The 23,926-nt window shown below is 36.3% G+C and carries 17 protein-coding genes; 10 read left to right on the top strand and 7 right to left on the bottom strand.

The features are described from left to right. Positions 1-9: 9 nt before the first annotated feature. Positions 10-1,299: an anthranilate synthase component I family protein gene (locus tag CLV55_RS10590; protein ID WP_112113772.1), complete on the bottom strand. Its 1,290-nt coding sequence runs from the start codon at positions 1,297-1,299 to the stop codon at positions 10-12. A 201-nt stretch (positions 1,300-1,500) separates the two neighbouring features. Here CLV55_RS10590 and CLV55_RS10585 point away from each other — a divergent pair, with 201 nt between their 5' ends. Both CLV55_RS10585 and CLV55_RS10580 read left to right on the top strand, forming a co-directional pair. After that, positions 1,501-2,403 (top strand): DUF4349 domain-containing protein, encoded by a 903-nt coding sequence (locus tag CLV55_RS10585; RefSeq protein WP_245902717.1) that lies wholly within the window; start codon positions 1,501-1,503, stop codon positions 2,401-2,403. Between the two features lie 98 nt (positions 2,404-2,501). Beyond that, positions 2,502-2,882 (top strand): DoxX family membrane protein, encoded by a 381-nt coding sequence (locus CLV55_RS10580; RefSeq protein ID WP_112113770.1) that lies wholly within the window; start codon positions 2,502-2,504, stop codon positions 2,880-2,882. A gap of 64 nt (positions 2,883-2,946) precedes the next feature. Here the strand turns inward: CLV55_RS10580 and lpdA are convergent, their stop codons facing one another. The 6 genes from lpdA to pfkA all read right to left on the bottom strand — a co-directional run bounded on the left by lpdA (position 2,947) and on the right by pfkA (position 10,438). Beyond that, positions 2,947-4,350: a dihydrolipoyl dehydrogenase gene (gene lpdA / locus CLV55_RS10575; protein WP_112113769.1), complete on the bottom strand. Its 1,404-nt coding sequence runs from the start codon at positions 4,348-4,350 to the stop codon at positions 2,947-2,949. Between the two features lie 154 nt (positions 4,351-4,504). Continuing rightward, the gene (locus tag CLV55_RS10570) at positions 4,505-6,481 is read right to left on the bottom strand and encodes an alpha-ketoacid dehydrogenase subunit alpha/beta (protein ID WP_112113768.1); all 1,977 of its coding nucleotides are present in this window, start codon (positions 6,479-6,481) and stop codon (positions 4,505-4,507) included. A gap of 586 nt (positions 6,482-7,067) precedes the next feature. After that, positions 7,068-7,442, bottom strand: a complete 375-nt coding sequence (locus tag CLV55_RS10565; RefSeq protein ID WP_112113767.1) for a methylglyoxal synthase — start codon at positions 7,440-7,442, stop codon at positions 7,068-7,070. Between the two features lie 54 nt (positions 7,443-7,496). After that, the gene (locus CLV55_RS10560; protein ID WP_112113766.1) at positions 7,497-8,348 is read right to left on the bottom strand and encodes a BadF/BadG/BcrA/BcrD ATPase family protein; all 852 of its coding nucleotides are present in this window, start codon (positions 8,346-8,348) and stop codon (positions 7,497-7,499) included. Positions 8,349-8,412: 64 nt separating this feature from the next. Next, a complete protein-coding gene (gap, locus tag CLV55_RS10555) occupies positions 8,413-9,414 on the bottom strand; it encodes a type I glyceraldehyde-3-phosphate dehydrogenase (protein ID WP_112113765.1) in 1,002 nt (333 codons plus the stop codon). 37 nt (positions 9,415-9,451) lie between these two features. Then, a complete protein-coding gene (pfkA, locus tag CLV55_RS10550) occupies positions 9,452-10,438 on the bottom strand; it encodes a 6-phosphofructokinase (protein ID WP_112113764.1) in 987 nt (328 codons plus the stop codon). A gap of 416 nt (positions 10,439-10,854) precedes the next feature. Here pfkA and CLV55_RS10545 point away from each other — a divergent pair, with 416 nt between their 5' ends. The 8 genes from CLV55_RS10545 to CLV55_RS10510 all read left to right on the top strand — a co-directional run bounded on the left by CLV55_RS10545 (position 10,855) and on the right by CLV55_RS10510 (position 23,689). Further along, complete coding sequence (locus tag CLV55_RS10545; RefSeq protein WP_112113763.1) at positions 10,855-11,586, top strand: hypothetical protein; 732 nt, start codon at positions 10,855-10,857, stop codon at positions 11,584-11,586. Positions 11,587-11,666: 80 nt separating this feature from the next. Beyond that, positions 11,667-12,704 (top strand): site-specific tyrosine recombinase/integron integrase, encoded by a 1,038-nt coding sequence (xerA, locus tag CLV55_RS10540; RefSeq protein ID WP_112113762.1) that lies wholly within the window; start codon positions 11,667-11,669, stop codon positions 12,702-12,704. A gap of 241 nt (positions 12,705-12,945) precedes the next feature. Continuing rightward, positions 12,946-13,944 (top strand): DNA cytosine methyltransferase, encoded by a 999-nt coding sequence (gene dcm / locus CLV55_RS10535; protein WP_112113761.1) that lies wholly within the window; start codon positions 12,946-12,948, stop codon positions 13,942-13,944. Further along, entirely contained in the window at positions 13,910-14,974 is a 1,065-nt protein-coding gene (locus tag CLV55_RS10530; protein ID WP_112113760.1) for a HaeII family restriction endonuclease, read from the top strand. The genes dcm and CLV55_RS10530 overlap by 35 nt, the downstream gene beginning before the upstream one ends. A gap of 96 nt (positions 14,975-15,070) precedes the next feature. Continuing rightward, complete coding sequence (locus CLV55_RS10525; RefSeq protein ID WP_245902716.1) at positions 15,071-15,793, top strand: hypothetical protein; 723 nt, start codon at positions 15,071-15,073, stop codon at positions 15,791-15,793. A gap of 284 nt (positions 15,794-16,077) precedes the next feature. Next, positions 16,078-17,931 (top strand): DUF7149 domain-containing protein, encoded by a 1,854-nt coding sequence (locus tag CLV55_RS12950; RefSeq protein ID WP_211306493.1) that lies wholly within the window; start codon positions 16,078-16,080, stop codon positions 17,929-17,931. Positions 17,932-17,934: 3 nt separating this feature from the next. Continuing rightward, positions 17,935-19,710, top strand: a complete 1,776-nt coding sequence (locus CLV55_RS12945; protein ID WP_211306492.1) for an Eco57I restriction-modification methylase domain-containing protein — start codon at positions 17,935-17,937, stop codon at positions 19,708-19,710. Between the two features lie 310 nt (positions 19,711-20,020). Further along, a complete protein-coding gene (locus tag CLV55_RS10510; RefSeq protein WP_112113758.1) occupies positions 20,021-23,689 on the top strand; it encodes an ATP-dependent DNA helicase in 3,669 nt (1,222 codons plus the stop codon). The last annotated feature ends 237 nt before the right edge of the window (positions 23,690-23,926 follow it).

The following is a 23,926-nucleotide window of genomic DNA, read 5'->3' as shown; positions in this document are numbered from 1 at the left end:
CAAATTAATTTAACCCAATACTTCAAACATCGCCTTCGCTTTTAACAAACATTCTTCATATTCTTTTTCAGGTGTAGCTTGTGCGGTTATAGCACTGCCTACTGAAAAAGAAAGGTATTGTTTTTTTGCATGATACAGAATACTTCGAATAACTACATTAAAATCGAAATCTCCTTCGGGTGTAAAATATCCAACAGCCCCACTGTAAAGCCCTCGCTTAGTTTCTTCGAGTCGTTCTATGAGTTGCATGGCAGAAATTTTGGGTGCCCCAGTCATACTTCCCATAGGAAACGTCGTCTGAATAATTTTTACGGGTGATGTGTTTGGGGCTACTTCCGATTGGATGGTCGAAATCATTTGATGGACTTGTTTAAACGAATAAACCTCACAAAGTTCTGTCACCTGAACAGATCCTTTGACAGCGGTTTTAGACAAATCATTACGCACTAAATCGACAATCATAATATTTTCTGAGCGCTCTTTTGGATGAGTAGCCAATTCTTTTTTTGAAATCAAATCTGAAACATCGTCTGCCTCACGTTTGGCTGTTCCTTTAATGGGTTGCGAAAGCACAATACATCCTTCTTTTTTTAAATAGCGCTCGGGAGAAGCACACATCAAATAATGAAAGTCATTCTTAAAAAAGGCAGCAAATGGAGGTGCCGAAATCGCATTCAACTTTTGATAGGTTTCAAGAGGATGAATTATAGCCTCTTGAGCATAAAATTCCATACAAAAATTAGCTTCATATACATCTCCTTGTTGAATGTGCTTGAGCAGGGTGCCTACTTTTTCTAAATAGGCCGCCGCAGAAATTCGTTGGTTTATTTTAAAGTCTTGTACAGCCCTTTCGCGTTCTACTAGTGTTGTATTCTGGATGGTATTAAAATCTTCTTCTATTTCGTCATTACAAAAATTTAAATAGTGCATTTCAAGTTCATTTCCTTGTAACAAAAAAAGTTTTTTGGGCTGAAAGAAAAACAAATCAGGAAAATCCAAACCATCATAATTATTTGAATACAAAGATTCTGTGTCATTTTTTAAATCATACGATAGGTACCCAAACAACCAATCTTGGGTTTGACTTTGATATTCATGTAAGGCTTCAAAGGCTTTATCATAGTCTGTTTTAATAGCTGTAAAGGCTTCAACAGCTAACACACAATCATAATTTGAATACTTCTGTTGATAATCATTTGAGTCCAAAAAAACAAGCTCACGATAGGACGTAGCCCAATGTAATAGCTGGGCTTTAAAGTGACTCGGATTGCTAATCGTTTTTTTTATGATCGTTCTCAAAGGATAATTTTTATGCTTCAAAATTACGACAATAAATTTATTTTGAGACTTTCCTCTGTTTTTGATTTTTTTGGCACGATTTTTAGTTTGTTTAGTATTAGATAGTAATCATTAAAAATCATTTTAAATATTGAATATAAAAATACTCTATTACTTTTTGTTATATTATTTTATCTCAATAATAACTTTAAAATGATTCTTATGAAAAAAAACACAAAATTCACCCTTGCATGGCTTGTTGTTATACTAGCATTTTCTTGCAAACAAGCACAAAATGAAGAAGCTGTATCGCACTCCGAAAGCGCTCCTTCATCGATATCAGACAGTACTGCCGTGGTGTCGTCGTCGGCAGCAGTAGAACGTAAAAATAGTACTCGGAAGTTCGTGAGAACCGCGGATATCAAATTTAAAGTTAAAAATGTAGCTAAAGCCTCTGAAGCTATTGAAGATGCTACTACAAAATTTGGAGGATTTGTAACGTACACCAACCTACAAAGCACAATTAACGAGGAAGACCATACTAAAGTAAGTCCCGATAGTACTCTGGTTACTACCAAATATACAGTCGAAAACAACATGACCCTTCGTGTTCCCAACACACAATTGGATACGCTTATAAAAACAATAGCACGTCAAATAGGTTTTTTACACTACCGAGTGATTAAAGCCGATGATGTGACTTTACAGATGCTTTCAAATAAAATGGCGCAACACCGTAGCGTTTCCACCGAAAAACGAATCGCTTCTGCTATTGATCATAAGGGTAAAAAACTTAATCAAGTTATCGATGCTGAAGAGAACTTAGCGGCTAAAAAAGAAGCTCGTGATGCTAAAATAGTAGAAAATGTAGCTCTCAATGACCAAGTAAACTTGAGTACACTAACTTTGCAACTATACCAAGATCAAACCGTAAAACAAGAAATGATCGCTAATGAAAAAAGTGTCAATGCATACCGACCTAACATAGGATTGCAAATTTGGGACAGTTTCAAAACGGGTTGGTTTATATTGGAAAAAATACTGTCATGCCTTGTGGTGCTATGGCCTTTTGCTTTGATAGGTTCATTAGGTGTTTTAAGTTATAAAAAATTCGTAAAGAAATAATTCTTGAAAACTTTGTTGATAAACCACTCATTAGCAGTGGTTTTTTATTTTAAAAATGCTTTATATTTGAATAACTAACCAATTAAAACGTTTACTTTATGAAAATTGCTACACTAATTATTCGAATTCTTGTGGGTGGAATGATGGTCTTTGCATCACTAGCTTATTTCTTTAAATTTGGGGAACAACCTGCGCCTGTTGGAGATATGAAAACAGTAATGGAAGGATTTATGGCTTCAAAATACATTTTACCCTTAGCTAAGTCAGTGGAACTTATCGCTGGATTAACTATTATTAGTGGAAAGTTTATGAAAATAGGAGCCGTTATTTTAGTTCCAGTAACCTTGAATATTTTATTGATAAATGTATTCTTGATGCCTGAGTTAATTGGCAATGTAATAGCAGCTGCGTTATTTGTTGGAAATTTGTTCCTAATTTACACGAACTGGAACAGTTACAAAGGAATATTTACTGCGTAATAGTATTTACATAAAATAAGAAACCCGCTCTAATAGCGGGTTTCTTTATAAATAACGTTTCTTATTAAACGTGTAACGCTCTATTCTCTGTGGCTGCTAGAGCCGCTTCTTTAATCGCTTCTGCAAACGTAGGATGAGCATGTGACATTCTAGAAATATCTTCCGCACTCGCTCTAAACTCCATGGCTGTAACTGCTTCAGCTATTAAATCCGCTGCGCGTGCCCCAATCATATGAACTCCAAGTATTTCATCTGTTTTGGCATCGGCTAGTATTTTTACAAAACCATCCGTATCGTTGCTTGCTCTTGCTCTTCCCAAAGCTTTGAAAGGAAAACTTCCCGCTTTATATGCTATTCCATCAGCTTTTAATTGCTCTTCTGTTTTTCCAACAGCGGCAACCTCTGGCCAAGTATATACTACACCTGGAATCAAATTATAATCAATATGTGGCTTCTGACCCGCTAAAATTTCTGCAACCATAACCCCTTCCTCTTCCGCTTTGTGAGCTAACATTGCACCTCGAACCACATCCCCAATGGCATAAATATTGGGAACATTTGTTTGTAAATGATCGTTTACTTCAATTTGTCCGCGGTCTGTGACTTTCACACCTGCTTTGTCAGCATGCAAACCATCGGTATAGGGACGACGACCTACTGATACTAAAGAATAATCTCCTTCTAAAGTAATGATTTCGCCTTTTGCATTTTCAGCTTGTACAACAACGGTTTTCCCTTTACGATCTAACGATTGAACTTTGTGTGACGTATAGAATTTCATGCCTTGTTTTTTCAAAACTTTAGTCAATTCTTTAGAAAGTCCAGCATCCATTCCAGGTATAATTCTATCCATAAATTCAACGACCGAAACTTCGGCACCTAGACGCAAATAGACTTGACCCAATTCGATACCAATAACTCCACCGCCAATAATCACTAAGTGTTTTGGTACTTCTTTTAGTTTCAAGGCTTCCGTTGATGTGATGATGCGTTCTTTGTCAATTTTTATAAAAGGTAAGGTTGAAGGTTTTGAACCCGTAGCAATAATCGTATTTTTTGCCTCAATCACTTCAGCACTTCCATCTGCTTTTGATACTTTAATATGTGTGGCATCTTCAAAAGAACCTAATCCTTCAAAAACCGTAATCTTATTTTTATCCATTAAAAATTTTACACCGCCCGAGGTTTGGTCTACTACCGCTTGTTTGCGGGCAATCATTTTCTCTAGATTCACTTTTACTTTTCCTGAAACTTCAATTCCATGATCGGCAAAATGTTGTAATTCCTCATAATGATGCGAAGAAGCCAACAACGCTTTAGATGGAATACAACCCACATTCAAGCACGTTCCTCCTAAAGTGGCATATTTTTCAATGATTGCAGTTTTAAAACCTAACTGGGCACAGCGAATCGCCGAAACATAACCGCCTGGTCCCGAACCTATGATGACAACGTCAAATGAATTCATAAAAATAGTTGTTTGTGTGTGTTTTACTAAAATTTGATAGCAAAAGTATGAATTAAATTATTATTACCACCAACTTTAAATGGGTTTATCTAGGATTCTTTCAAAAAAATTAAATAAAAAAAGCCTCCATTTTACTTTCTGGAGGCTGTTGGTATTAATAATTTAGCAACGCTAATAAATCGGTTTCAAAACGTTGTTTTGGTAAATATTGGTCTTCCAATGCTTTGACAAAAGGAATAGCACTTTCAATACTACCTACTCGTTTTACTGGAGCATCTAAATACTCAAAACAATGCTCCATAATGAGCGAGGAAATATCACTCGATACGCCTCCAAACAAAGTATCTTCTTGCAAAATAATAGCTTTATTTGTTTTTCTTACAGAGTCAAAAATGGTTTCAGTATCCAAAGGCTGTAACGTTCTTAAATCAATAAGATCGGCACTAATCTCAGGATGCTTTGACAACGTCTCTAAAGCCCAGTGTACACCTGCACCAAAAGAGATAATGGTAACTTGTGCTCCTGTTTTCACCAAAGATGCTTGTCCAAAAGGAAGGGTATAATAATCTTTAGGAACTTCTTGATACACGCTGCGATACAATTGTTTGTGCTCAAAAAACACTACAGGATTCGGGTCGTTTATAGCGGTATTTAGCAATCCTTTAGCATCATAGGGAAACGCAGGATAGACAACTTTTAATCCTGGCGTTTTGGTAAACCAAGCTTCGTTTGTTTGGGAATGGAAAGGTCCTGCTTGTGTTCCTCCTCCACAAGGCATACGCACCACAACATCGGATTTTTCATTCCAACGATAGTGTTGTTTGGCTAACAGATTGACAATAGGATTGAATCCCGTCGACACGAAATCGGCAAACTGCATTTCAACAATGGCTTTATATCCATTAATAGACAATCCGTTCGCCGCAGAGACTACGGCACTTTCACAAATTGGAGTATTGCGCACGCGTTCTTTTCCAAAAGCATCAACAAACCCCTCTGTAATCTTGAACGCCCCTCCATATTCGGCAATGTCTTGCCCCATAATTACCAAGTTTTCATGACGTTCCATAGACTGCTTCAACGATTCTGAAATCGCATCGACCAATCGAATGTTTGCTTTTTCTTCTGAATGTGTAATTAATTCAAATTCAAAAGGTTCGTACATGTCACTTAACTCTTCATTCAAATCAGCAATTACTTCAGGTTCGGCTTGCGTGATGGCCCAATGGGTATCAATTTCAGCCTTAATTTCTGCTTTCAAAGATTCTTCTAATGCCTCCGTTAACAATCCAATTTCTTGTAGATAAGCTTTATAGTTGGCAATAGGATCTTTCTCAGCCCACATATCCATTAATTCTTGCGGCACATATTTTGTCCCACTAGCCTCTTCATGCCCCCGCATTCTAAATGTTTTAAATTCTAACAACACTGGTCTAGGGTGTTCTGCCATGGAAGCTTTTAATTCTTTTATCTTGGTGTATACTTCCAAAATATTATTGCCATCCAAAATGTGGCTTTCCATACCATACCCTACTCCTCTATCGGCTAGATTCTCACAACGGTATTGCTCATTGGTTGGCGTTGATAATCCGTAGCCATTGTTTTCAATGACAAACAACACGGGCAACTCCCATACCGAAGCAATATTTAGCGCTTCGTGAAAATCTCCTTCAGAAGTAGCACCTTCGCCTGTAAAAACAGCGGTTACTTTTCCATTTTGCTTTAATTTATTAGCCAAAGCAATTCCATCGGCAACCCCCATTTGAGGGCCCAAATGCGAAATCATTCCTATAATGTGAAATTCTTGCGTTCCGAAGTGAAAACTGCGATCACGCCCTTTCGTAAATCCTGTTTTTTTTCCTTGCCATTGCGAAAATAAGCGATGTAACGGAATATCTCGTCCTGTAAAAACTCCTAAATTTCGGTGCATCGGTAAGATGTATTCGTCTGAATCTAATGCTGCTGTGATTCCAACAGAAATGGCTTCTTGCCCAATTCCAGAAAACCATTTTGAAACTTTCCCTTGGCGTAAAAGAATAAGCATTTTCTCCTCGATTAACCTTGGTTTAAGCAATTTTTTATAGAGATCCAATACTTCGTTATCCGCTAAATCTTTTCTATCAAATATCATTTGTTTGTTTTTTTAAGCCTTGCAAAAATATAAAAAAGGGCTCAAAAAGAGAATGTTTTTTAGGAATATACCAACATACTGGGTGTATTTTTTAAATAATTTAATATGCTATGCTTTGGTAACTTAGGGATTACCCTAAAATTGTGAGTGCATTAAAAATATAAAAAGTGGTGATTGTTCAAAACGATAAGTTCTTCCCAAAATTTATTTTTTATCATATAGTGTGGTCCGCCACCTTGGTATCTTGTCGGTAGTCAAAGTGCAAAATGCTCATGAAAGCTAATTTATGGGTATGGAAAATTATGCCCAAAAGTGACGAAAAACATAATAAAACCAATATTTAAAACACTTCAAAAAAAAGAGGCGCGTTTATCACAAATGTATATAAATTATTTTTACAAATCATCAAACGGACTTTTTGTTTGTTGTAGGTTTTTTGTAAAAATAGGGAATCCCTGAGAAAATTCAAGACAGACGATCCAATTGAAAATTAAGGTTCCATTGGCACGCTAAAACCTTATTTAGTACCGAACGGATGAGGAAATAACGTTACTCTTTCGTAAGTTCCTTCAAAAAAATATTTTTGTTACACGTTTTCTTGCAAGGCAATTGCGTCTAATAATAATTGTGCCGTGGCTTCATTTGTCGCCAAGGGCACATTGTGTACATCACATACGCGAATAAGCATGTTTATGTCGGCTTCATGAGGATGGCTCGACATAGGGTCTTTGAAAAACAAGACCATTTTTGTTTTTCCTTCTGCCACACGACCTGCAATTTGTGCGTCGCCTCCTAAAGGTCCCGATAGCATTTTGGTAACCGTGAGTCCGGCTTGTTCTGCACGACCTCCTGTGGTTCCCGTGGCAATAAGCGTGTGTGTTTTTAATAGTGCCGCATTTTTCAGTACAAACTGAACCATGTCGGCTTTTTTACTATCGTGGGCGATGATTGCGATTTCCATAACACAAAATTAGAATTAATATAATAAAACCCAACAAAATGCTGGGTTTAAATTTTATTTATTTAAAATATGATAGGCGATTAATCCGTCTATGGGTCTTCGCAACACGTTACCTACTTGTATGCCGTGTTTGTTGAGTACTTCTTCGAGTTCCTCTTTGAGATAAAATGCAATCGACCCTACAAAATGCACCGGAATTTTTGTACAATTATCAAATTGTTTGATGTAATTCTCTACAAAATCTTCCATTTCTGCATAAATATACTTTTTACAAAATGGGGTATCTTTATGCTTGATTAAGAACTTAGCAAATGTAGCTAAATACGCATTTGGATTGGGTTCTTTATAAAGATTGTGTTTTACGGTATCGGGCTCAATGCTGTATTCTTCTTCAAATTCTAAAGCCAAATCTCTAGGCATTTTATTGAAGTAATACCCTCGCAACAAATGTCTTCCAAAGCGATTTCCAGAGCAATCATCCATAGCGATATACCCCAGCGATTGTACTTTCTGGTGTAAAACCGTACCATCATAATAACTACAATTAGACCCCGTACCAAGGATGCAAACAATGGCTTCTTCATCTTTTGGGGTCGTTGCATATACCGCAGCATAGGTGTCTTCATGCACTGTCACTGCCGCATTTTTAAAATATTCCTGAAAAGTAAGCGTCAGAAAATCTTTCATACGATCGGTACCACAGCCTGCGCCATAGAAAAACAAATGAGTGGCTTTATCTTTATTGTGGGAGATGTCAAACTTATCTTCCAAACGGTGAATGATTTCTTCTTTATCGAGTACTTCTGGATTTAATCCCAAGGATTGAGTGGTAAAAAGTACTTTTCCGTTATCGTCTATGGCTATCCAATCGGCTTTGGTAGAACCACTATCAACTAATAATTTCATAGGTTTAGGTTTTAAAAAATAAAAAATCCCAAGACCTATAGCGATACTGGGATTTTTTAAGTATTTATAGTGATGCGATATGTACCGATAAATCGATTAATTTGCTTGAATAACCATACTCATTGTCATACCAAGAAACCAATTTAAAGAATGTGTCGTTCAATCCGATTCCTGCTTTGGCATCTACAATAGAGGTTCTTGAATCGGAAACGAAATCTTGCGAAACTACATCATCTTCTGTAAATCCAAGAATGCCTTTAAACTCATTTTCAGAAGCCTTTTTTAATACCGCCATAATTTCATCGTATGAGGTAGGTTTGGCTAGTTTTACAGTCAAATCAACTACAGACACATCAACTGTGGGCACACGAAAAGACATCCCTGTTAATTTTCCGTTTAATGCCGGAATCACTTTTCCTACAGCTTTAGCCGCCCCAGTAGACGATGGAATGATGTTTACACTCGCTGCGCGTCCGCCTCTCCAATCTTTTTTAGAAGGGCCATCGGCAGTCATTTGTGTAGACGTAGTTGCATGAACTGTAGTCATTAATCCTTCAACAATACCGAAATGATCATGAATCACTTTGGCTAAAGGAGCCAAGCAATTGGTCGTACAAGACGCATTAGACACAATGGTATCTGAGGCTTTGGCTTCGGTATGGTTTACTCCCATTACAAACATAGGCGCATCTGCTGAAGGTGCTGATATAACCACTTTTTTGGCGCCTCCTTCAAGATGTCCTTTTGCTGAATCTAGTGTTGTAAATATTCCTGTGCTTTCTGCAACCACATCAACAGCCAATTCTCCCCAATTAATCAATTTTGGATCACGTTCTGCGGTTACTCTAATGTATCGATCGTTTACAAATAATTTTCCTTCTCTGACTTCCACTTTTCCGTTGAAACGTCCGTGTACGGAATCGTATTTTAACAAGTAGGCCAAATGGTCTACATCCAACAAATCGTTGATGGCTACAACTTCTACATTGTCTCTATTGAAGATTTCTCTAAAAACAATTCTTCCAATTCTTCCAAATCCGTTGATTCCTATTTTAACTTTTGACATGGTGTTTTTTTTATTATTTATACTTTTTTAAATGCTATTAAATGGTCATGATGTCTGACACACGAAGGAGTTCTCTGTCTATTTCAGAATGTCCTTTGATGGCTTGTTCCAATGGGGTAAGCGCGATTTTATCATTGAGAATACCCACCATAAAGTTAGATTTTCCTTCAAGGATTGATTCTACCGCTTTAACCCCCAATCGACTGGCTAATACTCGATCAAAACAAGAAGGCGAACCGCCTCGTTGCATGTGTCCAAGTACCGAAACGCGAATGTCATATTCTGGGAGGTTTTCTTCGATGTAGTCTTTCAATTCGAAAACATTTTTTCCAATTTTATCGCCTTCAGCAATCACGACAATACTAGAGGATTTTCCAGAAGCTTTGCTTCGTCTTAAAGATTCTAATAAGCGATCAAGACCTAAATCTTCCTCAGGGATAAGGATTTCTTCTGCCCCTGCTCCTATTCCGGCATTGAGGGCGATATGACCAGCATCTCTTCCCATAACTTCGACCAGAAACAATCGGTTGTGCGAACTGGCAGTATCTCTGATTTTGTCGATGCAATCGACTACTGTGTTAAGCGCGGTATCAAACCCAAGCGTATGGCTGGTGCCAAAGATATCGTTGTCTATTGTACCTGGGATGCCCATCACGGGATACCCAAATTCGTTATTGAAGACTTCGGCGCCTGTAAAACTTCCGTCACCCCCTATCACCACCAAAGCATCTACCCCAGCGGCTACTAGGTTTTCATGAGCTTTTTTTCTTCCTTCCACGGTCATGAAATCTTTAGAACGCGCCGATTTGAGAATCGTACCTCCTTTATTCACAATGTTATTTACCGAACGGGGGCCCATTTCTTTAAAATCGCCTTCAATCATGCCTTGATAGCCTCTATAAATTCCGATACATTCGATGTCATGGTAGGCACATGTTCGAACTACAGAACGGATGGCTGCATTCATTCCAGGTGAATCGCCTCCTGAGGTTAATACTCCAATTTTTTTTATTGTTTTTGACATTTTTTGAGTTTTAAAATGTAAAATTACTAAAGAATCCTATAAAAAATAGGGTTTTTGCTAAGGATTGTGAAAAAACACGAAATTCAATCGTTTTCGTTGATAAGTTTTTTAAAATGACCTTTTTATAAACTTTTCTATTTCATTTTTAAAGGCTTTTCTTTCATTATATTAGCGTAATGTCCTAAAAAGGTTCTTCCTAGTTTCCTTTAGGGAAGCTTAAGGTTTTAGGCAGGTTTATTTTATAGTGACTCTATAGTGAGTCTATACTGAGTCTATAGTGACTCTATAAAAAAGACTATTTTTTATAGACTTAGTATACATTTAATATAAAAATAAACTACATTTACAGTAGCTAAACTATAACGCATCTATACCTTTGCCTAAAAGCATGGATAGCGTACCCTAAAATATGACGTATGGCACGAGTAACAAAAAACAAATTATTGAGTGGCGCTATTAGCAATTTGGTTTTCCGAAATGTAGATGGTCTTCAAGTGGTGCAATCGTTGCCCGATAAAGTAAAGCAGACCTCAAGAACCAAAGAAAGTGGTAGCGAGTTTAGAACGTGTAGCACTTGGGCAAAAAAATTGCGTTGGAATCTGAGTGCGTTTTTAATGCAGCAAACGGACACTTATATGTATCGTAGGCTTACGGGGGCATTATACCATGCTATTAGGAACAATACCGCTATGCTAAAAGGCACTCGAACTCCTTTGAATAGTGATACTTCAGGAATAGTAGGCTTTGATTTTAACAGCCACTCCCCTTTTCGGGAAAATTTTCTACCCGAATTGAATGTGGTTTTGAATGAAGACCGTCAGGTGGTGGTTTCGGTACCTGAGCTTTGCTCGAAAGAGGCTTTGATTTATCCTAAGCGCTATTATCATGCCGAGTTGTTGGTTTTTGTTACCGCTACTTCTTTGCAACTCAATGCTCCAAAAGAAGAAGCCTATGTGGTTTTTGAATTGCCTTATGCTCCTACTCTACAGCCTATGAGGCACTGGACCAGTCCTGTTCTTGGTGAAGGCCAATGGGTTGTTGTTACCGCTAAGGTTCTGTTTTACAAAACAGATCAATTTGTAGCCAAAAATTATGTAAATAGTGCTGCTTTTTCTCCTGCTATGGTTCTTTTTTCGGGGCACACTTAATGTATTGATGAATTAAGATTTGTCTTGAATTATTTTTTTAGTATTTTTGGTACATATTATCCTTTAAATTAGTATACGCCATGAAATGGACTGCCAAAGTCATTCGTCATAAAGGCGAACCTCGTATTGCTGTTTCCTTTGAAAAAAATGCTGAATTAATCACTCGAATTAAAAAGCTTGGTGGTTCACGATGGAGTCAGACGTTAAAAGTTTGGCATTTGCCTGATACGGAAGAGAATCGAATTCGATTTAAACTCACACCGTTATCTCACACGATTCCTTCTAGTGAAGGTATTGCACAAATTGAAAAATTCAAACAATACTTACGTTCCAAGCGTTATAGTGAACGTACGATTACTACTTATAGCGAGGCGTTGAAATCGTTTTTGGTTTTTTATAGAGAGAAACCTGTTGCAGATATTACTAATGACGATGTGATTGTGTATAATGATGAGTATATTATAAAGAATAACCTTTCGGCTTCCTATCAAAACCAAACGATTAATGCGCTCAAGTTGTTTTTTAAAATTGTACACCATTCAAAAATTGTAATCGAAGAACTTCATCGTCCAAAAAATGCGAAAAGATTACCAAATGTTTTGAGTAAAGAAGAAACCTTAAAGCTTATAGATGTTACGGCAAATCTAAAACATAAAGCCTTGTTGGCTTTAATATACTCCTCTGGACTACGAATCAGTGAAGCCATAAACCTAAAACTTACAGATATTGATAGTCAGAGAATGCTGATACATATTAAAAATGCAAAAGGTAAAAAGGATCGATATACGTTATTATCAACTAAAGTTTTAGTATTGTTAAAAGAGTATTATGCGGTTTATAAACCTAAACTATTCTTATTTGAAGGACAATTTGGAGAACAATACAGTAGTAGAAGCGCACAAGCTGTGCTGCAACAATCTGCAAAGAAAGCAGGAATTACAAAACAAATTAGTTTGCATACCCTTCGTCATAGTTTCGCTACCCATTTATTAGAAAGTGGTACCGATTTGCGCTACATTCAAGATCTATTAGGGCACAGTAGTCCAAAGACAACTATGATTTATACCCACGTGAGCAGTACTTCATTAAAAAATATAATTAATCCTTTTGATATGTAGTATTTTTAATTATATTTGACTAGCGTAATTACTAATTATACGCATAAAAATTTACAAAAACATGCGTATAACATGCCCATTTAGAACAAAAACAGGCACTTTTATTCGCATATAAACTAGTTATGCCTCACCCTAAAAAGACGACTGTGCTAACAATGATAGTTAACAACTAACCGACAAAAATGAAAAATAAAGCACCTATTTTGACTAAATTTGTGCTGAATAAAAAAGACTTATTTCAATGGCAAAAAAATATAAAACAATAGACCTTTTTGCAGGTATCGGAGGTATCCGACTTGGTTTTGAGGCTCACGGCTGTGAGACAGTCTTTTCTTCCGAGTGGGACAAAGCAGCTCAAGATATGTATGAGGCAAATTTTGGCGACAGACCGTTTGGCGACATTAACGAAATTGCACCTCACGACATTCCCGACCACGACATTTTATTAGCAGGATTTCCTTGTCAACCTTTTAGCATTGCAGGTAAAGGACTTGGCTTTGCGGACACAAGAGGAACTTTATTTTTCAATATAGAAGCAATTTTAGAAGCGAAAAAACCGCAAGCATTTTTACTTGAAAATGTAAAAAGGCTTACAACACACGACAATGGACAAACCTTTGCTGTTATTTTAGAAAAACTTAAAGGACTTGGATATACGGTTTATCACAAAGTATTTAATTCGCTTGACTTTGGAGTTCCACAAAAGAGAGAGAGAATTTATATTGTCGGTTTCAGAGACCCAATTTATTTTAAGTTCCCTAGACCACTTGGCTATTACAAACCATTGATAGAAGTTTTACAAAAGGACGATGAAATACCTCAGAGTTATTTTCTTTCAGACCAACTAAGAGAAAAAAGAAAAAATGCGGTAAAGGGCGTTCCGCCCTTTCCGTCTATATGGCATGAAAACATTGGAGGAAATATTTCAGCATTACCTTATTCTTGTGCATTACGAGCAGGTGGAAGTTACAACTATCTTGTAGTAAATGGAGAAAGAAGACTAACGGATAGAGAAATGTTGAGACTACAAGGTTTTCCAGATACTTTTAAAATAAATATTCCTTATTCACAAGCACGAAAAGTAGCAGGTAATTCAGTTTCTGTTCCAGTCATTGAAGCAATCGCAGGTGAAATGATGAACGCAATGAAAAATCAAAAGGAAGCGATTAAGGAAACAATTCAATTAACATTATTAGAACCCACAAATGAGTATAAAAGACGCAAAGCAATCGTTGGATAAAGTAATTGACAAAGCAAGGGTTCACCTTTACAAGCCAATTCAAGTAGCAGAAATATTGCACCGTGACAGAACAGAAAAAGACATTAATCTTTCTGATTTATCCACTTATCGCACGATTTCAAAGAAATGGAGAGACATTATTTGTATCAAATTTTTAGGACGAACTTCAACTTCTTCGGCTCGTTATCAAGATGACATTTTCAACGATAATGCAATTCCACCAAAGGTATTGGCAGAACTTGGAAAAGAAAACAGAAGTAAAAACGGAATAGTTGAAGCATACATTTACCAAAAATTTGCTCAACGATTTACCCAAATGTCAACAGGTTTAGATTACTGTTTGACACATGATAAAACAAACTTCAACTTGAATGAATTTCTTGCGATGTTTTGGAATGAACCTGGACTAAGAAGAAGTATTGATAAGATCTATGAAATTGTTGTTTATTCTTTGTTTTCGGCATTAGTTGAAGCATTAGAAGTTTCAGTTGAAGTAAGTTTAAACCCAGCAAAATCAGATATTTTGAAAGAGTTTGAAGACTTTGCAAACCGAGTAATTCAACTCACAACCAAGCAGACAAGCATTAAACTTAAAGCAAGAATTAATCGTGTTGGTGTTACAAATGCAGCCGACAGAGGACTTGATATGTGGGCAAATTTCGGACTTGCTATTCAAATCAAACATTTATCCTTGACGGAAGAACTTGCCGAAAATATTGTTTCTTCTGTTTCGGCAGACAGAATAGTAATCGTTTGTAAAGACACAGAACAGAAAATAATTGTTTCCGTTTTAAATCAAATCGGTTGGAAATCTAAAATTCAAAGCATTGTAACTGAAACCGACCTTTTGACTTGGTATGAAAGAGCATTACGTGGAAAGTTTGCAAATTCAATTGGCGACAAGGTTTTGAAGAAACTGACAGACGAAATACAAGTTGAATTTCCTGCGACAGACAATACCGAGTTTATGAAGTTTATTAAACAACGTGGCTATGAAAAATTAAGCGACAAAAATTGGACAATTAGTTGACAGAAAAGAAGGGCGAAGGCATAACAGCAGTTTGGCAAAATGGCGGGTTCAGTGCTAAATTGAACATTTGGTTTTTAAATAAACATTAGTGCTAAAATGAAAGTAAGTGCTTCTAAATCCGCCACTTCGCCAAGCTGCGAAACGTTGTGTGCAAGTTTATCAAAAAAAATCGTAAAAAAAGAAAATCAGAAAATTATGAGTAAAAAAATCATCTTACTAATATTATCAGTTGTTACATTTTATTCATATTCCCAAAATGATACAATACAAGGCGAAGCAGAATATAGAAAAATATATGATTGTACATATAGACCTGGAAATGTATTAGTTGTACAAAAGAAAGGGAAAACTTTAGATTATAATAAAAGTTGGACTCTTTCAAATGAGGGTTTTGTTATTAGAATGGAAGCGATATATGATTTAGAATTTGCAGACGGTAAAAGATTCAAAAGCGGAGTTGTGAAAAACATAACTACTGACAGCATAACGATAAGTTCAACAATGAATGAAAATTGTGCTAAATATGAAGGAATAAAATATGAACTTTTCACCTATCCAATCAAAGACATAAAAATTGCAAGATTTATTAACGACAGGTCTTTAGGATTCTTTACAAAAAGAAAAATTGAAGGAAACTTTGATTTAATTGTACAGAAAGTTGATAAAGCAAAATTTTGTCCATATCTGTTAACCTTTACAAAAAGAAATAATGAAATTAAAGTCTGTCATTATTATTTAACATCTCAAGGTTATGATTTGTTATATGAAACAAACGGATTTTTAGATTATATGAATTATCAAATAACAGAAAAACCATAAAACCTGCACACAACAGCGGTTACCCGCAATGCCGCCCACAGGGCTTGGCACTGCGGGTAACCGCGGACCGTTAGCTGCAACCCTATGACGACCGACAGAGCAACAACAAACCGACAGAAAAATGACCCGAAAAGCCAACCGCACAAAATGGCACATTTGGTTTTGCCCGACACACAAGCCGACCCTTCGCAAAACTAAAAGAGCCATTTTTTTGCCAGCGCACTGACACCGTTTCGACATAAAAACTTATCTTAACCGACTGTAAAAAGAATATAAAATTGTAGATGGAATTAAAAGAATTGAAACCACGAAAGGCATTAAACAAAGCCTTTTTAAAAGTAAAACCGAACAGGACTGAAATTGAAGGTTTCAAGACTAATCTAATTGCTTTACTCGACAGGACAAATGACACCGAAAGCGAAGAATTTCATAAAAACCTTGTCATTGACTTCTTAAAGAAAACATACTACGACCCAAACCATTATATAAATACCAAAGGTCGAAACGACCTTGTTATTCATAATGGAAACACGGCTAAAAGTTCCGTTGGTGTAATCATTGAAGCTAAAAAGCCGACCAATAAAGCAGAAATGATAACCACTAAAAAGCTGAACGCAAAAGCGTTTCAGGAATTAGTGCTTTACTACTTACGAGAAAGAATAACACATAAAAATCTTGAAGTAAAACATCTTGTTGCGACCAACATAAACGAATGGTTCATTTTTGACGCTACCCTATTCGACAGACTTTTTGCTCAAAACAAAAATCTCGTAAAGCAATTTACAGAATTTGAAGGCGGACGTTTGGCAGACACAAAAACCGACTTTTTTTACAAACAAATTGCCGAGCCTTTTATTGCCGACATAACAGCAGAAATTGAATTTACATACTTCAATATTCAAGATTATCAAAAGCCACTTCGCAATGCTGACAAGGCGGATGACAATTCGCTGATTGCTTTATTCAAACTATTATCGCCTGAACATCTTTTAAAACTTCCGTTTACCAACGACAGCAACAGCCTTGACAAACGCTTTTACAGTGAGTTGTTGCATATTATCGGCTTGACCGAAACCAAAGAAGGAAACAAAAAACTTATTGAACGAAATAAATCAGGCGAAAGACATTCAGGAACAATACTCGAAGATGCAATCATTCAGCTTGACAGCTTAGACAAGCTAAGCCGACTTGACAAACCAAACCAATTTGGAAGCACAAGTCAGGAAAGACTTTTCAATGTTGCCCTTGAACTTTCCATTACTTGGATAAACCGAATACTGTTTTTGAAGTTGCTGGAAGCCCAACTTATTACTTACCACAAAGGCGACAAATCGTATTCGTTTCTTAACCTCGACAAAATCAAAAACTATGACGATTTAAACAGCTTGTTCTTTCAAGTATTGGCTCGTAAGTATAGTGACAGAAATGATGATGTAAAAAAGGCTTTTGAAAATGTTCCTTACTTAAACAGTTCGCTTTTTGAACCAACCGATATTGAACAAGTAACCTTATTCATAAGCAATTTAAAAGACGATAAGAAAATACCAATCATTTCAACCACCGTATTAAAAAACGACCAAGGCAAAAAGCAAACAGGAAGTTTAAATACGTTGGAATATCTGTTTGAGTTTTTGAACGCCTATGATTTCAGCAGTGAAGGTTCGGAAGAAATACAAGAAGATAACAAGTCGCTTATTAACGCTTCTGTTCTCGGATTAATCTTCGAGAAAATAAACGGCTACAAAGACGGTTCATTTTTTACTCCGGGTTTCATCACAATGTATATGTGTCGTGAAACCATCCGCAAAGCGGTTGTTCAAAAATTCAACGAAACCAAAAAATGGAACTGCAAAGACATTGAAGAACTCTACGATAAAATTGAAGACCGAAAGGAAGCCAACAAAATAGTAAACAGCATCAAAATTTGCGACCCTGCCGTTGGTTCAGGTCACTTTTTAGTTTCGGCACTCAATGAAATGATTGCCGTAAAAAATGACTTGAAAATTCTGCAAGACCGTGACGGAAAACGCTTGAAAGAATATCAAGTAGAAGTTGTAAATGATGAACTAATTGTAACAGACGAAGAAGGCGAACTGTTTGAATACAACCCAACCAACAAGGAAAGTCAGCGAATATAAGAAATGCTTTTCCACGAAAAGCAAACAATAATTGAAAATTGCCTTTTCGGTGTCGACATCAATTCCAATTCGGTAAAAATTTGTCGTTTGCGCTTATGGATTGAGCTTTTGAAAAACGCTTATTACAAAAACACAACAGAACTTGAAACACTCCCAAATATTGACATCAACATCAAATGCGGAAACTCACTTATTAGCCGATTTACCATAGATGCAGATTTAAAACAAGCCCTTAAAAAAAGCAAATGGACAATTGACAGCTACAGAATTGCAGTTGACACATACCGTAATGCTGAAAGCAAGGAACAGAAAAAAGAAATGGAACGACTGATTGCCGACATTAAATCGGATTTCAGAAGTGAAATTTCTATGAATGACCCCAAAGTAAAAAAGTTAAGAAAACTATCAGGCGACCTTTTCAGGCTTACCAATCAAGGACAACTTTTTGAAATGAGCAAAAAGGAAAAGGCAGACTGGGACGCAAAAGTTAAAGAACTCACCGAAGAAACTAAAAAGTTAGAAACCGAAATAGAAGAAATTAAAGCAAACAAAATTTATGAAAATGCTTTTGAATGGCGTTTCGAGTTTCCCGAAGTGCTAAATGATGATGGTGATTTTATCGGTTATGATGTTTTAATAGGTAATCCGCCTTATGTTGGAATTACAGAAATCAATCAGCAGTATAAAATTTACTATGAAACAGCTTTCAAAACAGCCAAAGGTAGATTTGACTTGTATTCCCTATTCATAGAGAGGGCAATGCAAATAAAAAGACCTTCTGGTGTTTTCACTTACATTATTCCTGGGAAGTTTCTCAATAATAAACAATTTGTTACAGCCCGTAAAATAGTTTGCGAAAATCACGGAGTTACGGTTGTTAAAATTGACGATAAAGTTTTTGAAGATGCACAAGTAGATAGCGTTATTGTTGAAAACTACCCAGATAAAAAAGCAAAGTATAAAGCATTTAAAATAACTGCGGAAGAACTTCATAAACTTTCCGAAGTTGAACTTTCAAAAATAACATCTGACGAAGAGTTGATTTTCAGATTAGAAATGAGTGCCGCTAATGAAGACCTGATTTCGAAAATTAAAAAAGATACCGTTCGAGTAATTGATATTGGCGAAGTTAAAGATGGTATAATAGCAGGAAGAATTAAAGACTTACTTTTCATAAATAAAAAATTAGACAAGGATTGTCATAAGCTGTATTTCGGTAAACAAATCACAAGATTTCATTTAGCAAATACAGAAGTATGGGTCAATTATAAACCCAAAGAAATGATGGCAGAAGAAATGAAAAGAATTGGTAATACTGGTCCAGGTTTAAGAATGAGAGATGTTGCAATTTTTGAAAGAGAAAAAATAATTTATAGAAAAGTTGGAAAGGAATTGATTGCAACACTTGCTTCGAAAGGTGTTTTTTATGAACAAACAATTCATAGCTGTCATATCACAGACAAGAGAATTAAAATAAAATTTGTTTTAGGGCTTTTCAATTCGACCTTATTCAAGTTCTATTATCGCAAGACAAATTCACAGGGCGGTGACATTTTCCCACAAGTAAGAATTTCATCGGTTGAAAATCTTCCTATTAAACTTGCAGACACTAAAACACAGGAGAAAATTGAAACTCTTGTTGACCAAATATTGACTAAGAAAGCTCAAGACCATTCGGCAGACACAACGGACTTGGAAAATAAAATTGACGCTTTAGTTTACAAACTTTACGACCTGACAGAAGAGGAAATAAAGACAGTAGAAAAAAACATTAACTAACAGAAATGCCAACGCTTCACAGCCACACACATTGCCAAGTCGCACCAGCCAACACGCAAGCCAAAACTTGGCAAAGAGTGTGTCTGTCCAACCGCACCAAAGACAGCGTAACCCACTACAGACAAGAAGGGCAGCAGCTAACAGCGGTTTGGCGTAATGGCGGGTTCAGTGCTTCGTATGACAGTTTTGTGGGTAAACAAACAGTAGTGCTTCGTATAAACATTTGTGGTGAAAATCCGCCACTACGCCAAGCCGCAAACCGTTACAAGCAAGCCTAAACAGACAACACAACTAATAACAATTCGACTCAATGATTAAACATTTATCAATAAGAGTAGCATGGCACGACAACAAATGGAATGGAACAGTTTGTTGCAAACCAAATAGCAATGGTTATTGCACTCAATTACCTAGAATTTATGAAGAGAAGAAAGATGATGAACCAGAAAATAAACCTTGGTGGGAATTAGAACCTACGAAACTACCACCATGTAAAGCTGAAGGTGGGGCTTTTATGAATTCAAAATCATATAGACGTTCATTTAAACATCCTTATAAAGAATATGATAAAGCCAATCATTCACACCTAGAAAGAACAGAATTTGAAGTTCCTCCTTACAGTGTTTTCTCCGTTCCCTTTTGGTGGATGTTAAACAAAAATCAACAAGAAATAAATCAGGAATATCCAGATTTACCTTTTAATCAATTTCCAAAATTTAATACAGCTTGGGTATATGATGAAAAAAGACAAAATGCCATTTTAGATTTATTCTTTAATCCAATTGTGAAAAATAAATCATTGGTTGTATTTTATACAAAACAAGGCAACCCAATTGATGAAGAATGCAGACGACTTTTAGTTGGCATTGGAACTGTAAAGGACAAGACAGGAATTTTAAAATACAATAAAAAGTCAATGGGTCCCGATTACCCATTGTGGGACAGAAGAATTTCGCACTCTATTCGTCCGATTGGTGAAGCAGGTGATGATGAGGGATTTTTAATTCCATACCATGAATATCTTGCACTTGAAGATAAAAATTATAAGGTAGAAGGCAAACTGAAAACTAAAGCGGAACTTATTGAAGAAATAAAAGTTTCGCTAATTGAAATAGGCGACAACGAAAATCGGATTGATGATTTTTCCTATGGCAGCGAATGGGTAACTGACCGTAATTTGTTAGCCGTAATTTCCAAACTACGTCATGTAATAGAAGTCATAAAAAAACATGGTGTTATTGAAGGTCCTTGGGATAAAAGGTTACAATGGTTAAGCAGACAAATAGGAATGTTGAAAGAAAATATGGGACCCTTCCCATCTTTTTCCTCTGCATTAGTTGCTTTCGGTTTCAAGCAAGGACACATGTTTGCGTTTGACATTTACAAAGAAAATTTATGTGAAACCAAAGAAAACCCTTGGGATGTTTTTGAAGGTGCTATCTATGGAAACATTCCTGAACTTGGCAGAAAACCATACAGTAGAGAGTATGAGCAATTAAAAGTTTTGTGGGAATCATTGGCAACCAACGACAAACAGCTTTTAATGCTTTTGTCAAGGTTTGAGTTAAATGTTTCTCAAATTACAAGGTGGTTTGACGAAGCAAAACGAAAAGCCAACGGCTATAATATAACTACAAAAGAAATTCTAAGTAACCCTTATCTAATCGTTGAAGAAGATGAACCCAAAACAAACGAAAAACTTATTCCAGTTGAAACAATTGATTACGGTGTATTTGAAGACAGAGCAGTTCAGGGGGAGTATGTGCCTGAATCTCCTTATAGGTTAGAATCTAAAATAGACCCAAGAAGAATAAGAGCGTTAGTTATTTCAATTTTAAAAGAATCGGCAAACGAAGGCGATACTTTACTTTCTCTATTTGAAATTAAAGAACGGCTTGATGCTTTAAGCATCAACGAGGAAGTTGAAATACCCGCTAATTATCTTGCAACACACATTGAGTATCTGAAAGAAAAACTTATTCATATCTCAACTGAATCAGTGAATGCTTTACAGCTAAAAACATACAACACTATTGAAACCGAACTTTCCAAAAAGTTTTTAGCAAGAGCATCAAAAACACTTCCTTCTTTAAATGAAAATTGGGCAGAACTAATCAAAGCAACAATCAAAGAAAGTGGAGGAGAATTTAACCCAAATGAAAAAAGACATATTGATGCTTTGCATGACCAAAGCGATGCATTGGAAAAAATCACCACACGAAAACTTTCAATCTTAAATGGCCCAGCCGGTACAGGAAAAACATCTGTAATGGGAGCTTTGTTTGGCTCAAAGAGCTTGACAGAAAAGGGAATTTTACTGCTTGCACCGACAGGTAAAGCAAGGGTGAAGTTGGAAAAGATGACAGGACATCCCGCTTTTACAATTGCACAGTTTCTAACAAAACAAAAGCGTTTTGACTGGAGCAGAATGAAAACTTTATTCTTCGGCAAAGAGATTTACAAAGCAGAGAAGACACTTATCATTGATGAATGTTCCATGCTGACAGAGGAAAATTTCTATGCTTTGTTTCAAGCATTAGACATGATGCATTTGGAAAGAGTAATTCTTGTTGGCGACCCATTTCAATTACCTCCAATCGGAGCAGGCAGACCTTTTGCCGACTTGTGTGCATACTTAGAAGCACCATTTAAATCTGACGAAGAAGAAAGAATAAAAGCATCGGCAGCACATGCAAAACTAGAAGTTGTTGTAAGAACTAAGAACGGAGCAGAATCAGACACTTTAAAATTAGCATCATGGTTTGCAGGAAGAAAAAGTGCGAAGAACAACGATGAAATATTTGACAAGTTAGGCGACAACACTAAGTTGAATGATTTGCAAATTGAGTTTTGGAATGATGCAGAAAAATTGCCTTTGTTAGTTCAAAATATTATCAACAAAGAATTTGACATTAAAGAAGATAGTTTGATTGAAGGATTTAATAAAGTTCTTGGCATTGCAAACGGAAAATTCCCAATAAATAATCCAGAAGTAGTTGAAAATTTTCAAATGCTGTCACCAGTGAGGTCTCCACTTTGGGGTGCAAATAATTTGAACCGTATGGTGCAATCAACATACAGAGAAAGACCAACCCAACCTTGGGAAATGACACTTGGCGACCAACAAATTTGGAAAGGGGATAAAGTAATTCAAGTAAAAAATGAAAAACGAAATGGCTACAAAGACAAAACCGAAGTAGAATTACAAATTTCCAACGGGCAAATCGGCTATGTAGTTAACTTCATAAAAAGTTTTGGTAATGCATCCTTTTCAGGATTAGAAGGTCATACTATTGGATATAGTTCTGCAGACTTTAAAGAAGACGGAAGTAAACTAGAATTGGCTTACGCAATCACAGTTCATAAAAGTCAAGGAAGTGATTTCAAGTTGGTATTTTTTGTTCTACCAAAAACAGGAAGAATTCTTTCCCGAGAATTACTTTATACTGGACTAACAAGGGCAAAGGAAAAACTAATTCTATTAGTTGAAGGCGAAGATACAGCCTGGTTGTTTAATTATTCAAAGTCCGAAGCATCAGAGACAGCAAGAAGAAACACACATCTTTTCAAGACACAGATAAGAGAATCAAAAGGCTCAATTCCTTTCGTTCAAAACTTAATTCACAGGACTAAAAAAGGAATCTACGTAAGAAGCAAGTCAGAAGTAATTATTGCTAATCTTTTGCATGACGCAGAAATTGAATTTCAATATGAACGAAGATTTGACACAGAAACAGGTTGGAGATTACCCGACTTTAGTATTGCAACAAGTGCAGACGAAATAATAATACTTGAACATTTAGGTATGATGCACAAACCAAGCTATCGAGAGGAGTGGGAAAAGAAAAAAGAGTTTTATGAAAATAATGGTTATGTTCTTAACGAAAATTTATTTGTAACAACAGAGGACGAAAATGGAGCAATAAATTCCGAAGCAATTAGCAACGATGTTATCAGCAGAATTAAATCATTGATTTAATGTTTATCAAAACAGGACAATGACAGAACGTACAACAAAACCCTTCGAAGGACAGGAAGCTTGCTTGACGGTCGACAGAAGGCCAGCTTGTAACATGCGTTTGGCGTCATGCGGGGTGAAGTGCTTAAATTCAAGTGCAGTTTTTCAAATCAACTTTAGTGCTGGGTTGACAGTTTTGCGCCCTGAAATCCCGCACGAACGCCAAGCGCCAAACCGTTATGTGTCATTGCAAAAACT

The organism is Flavobacterium aciduliphilum (assembly GCF_003268855.1).
Classification (GTDB): domain Bacteria; phylum Bacteroidota; class Bacteroidia; order Flavobacteriales; family Flavobacteriaceae; genus Flavobacterium; species Flavobacterium aciduliphilum.
Note: the sequence above shows the minus strand (reverse complement) of the source record. Positions and strands in the feature narration are given on the sequence as shown.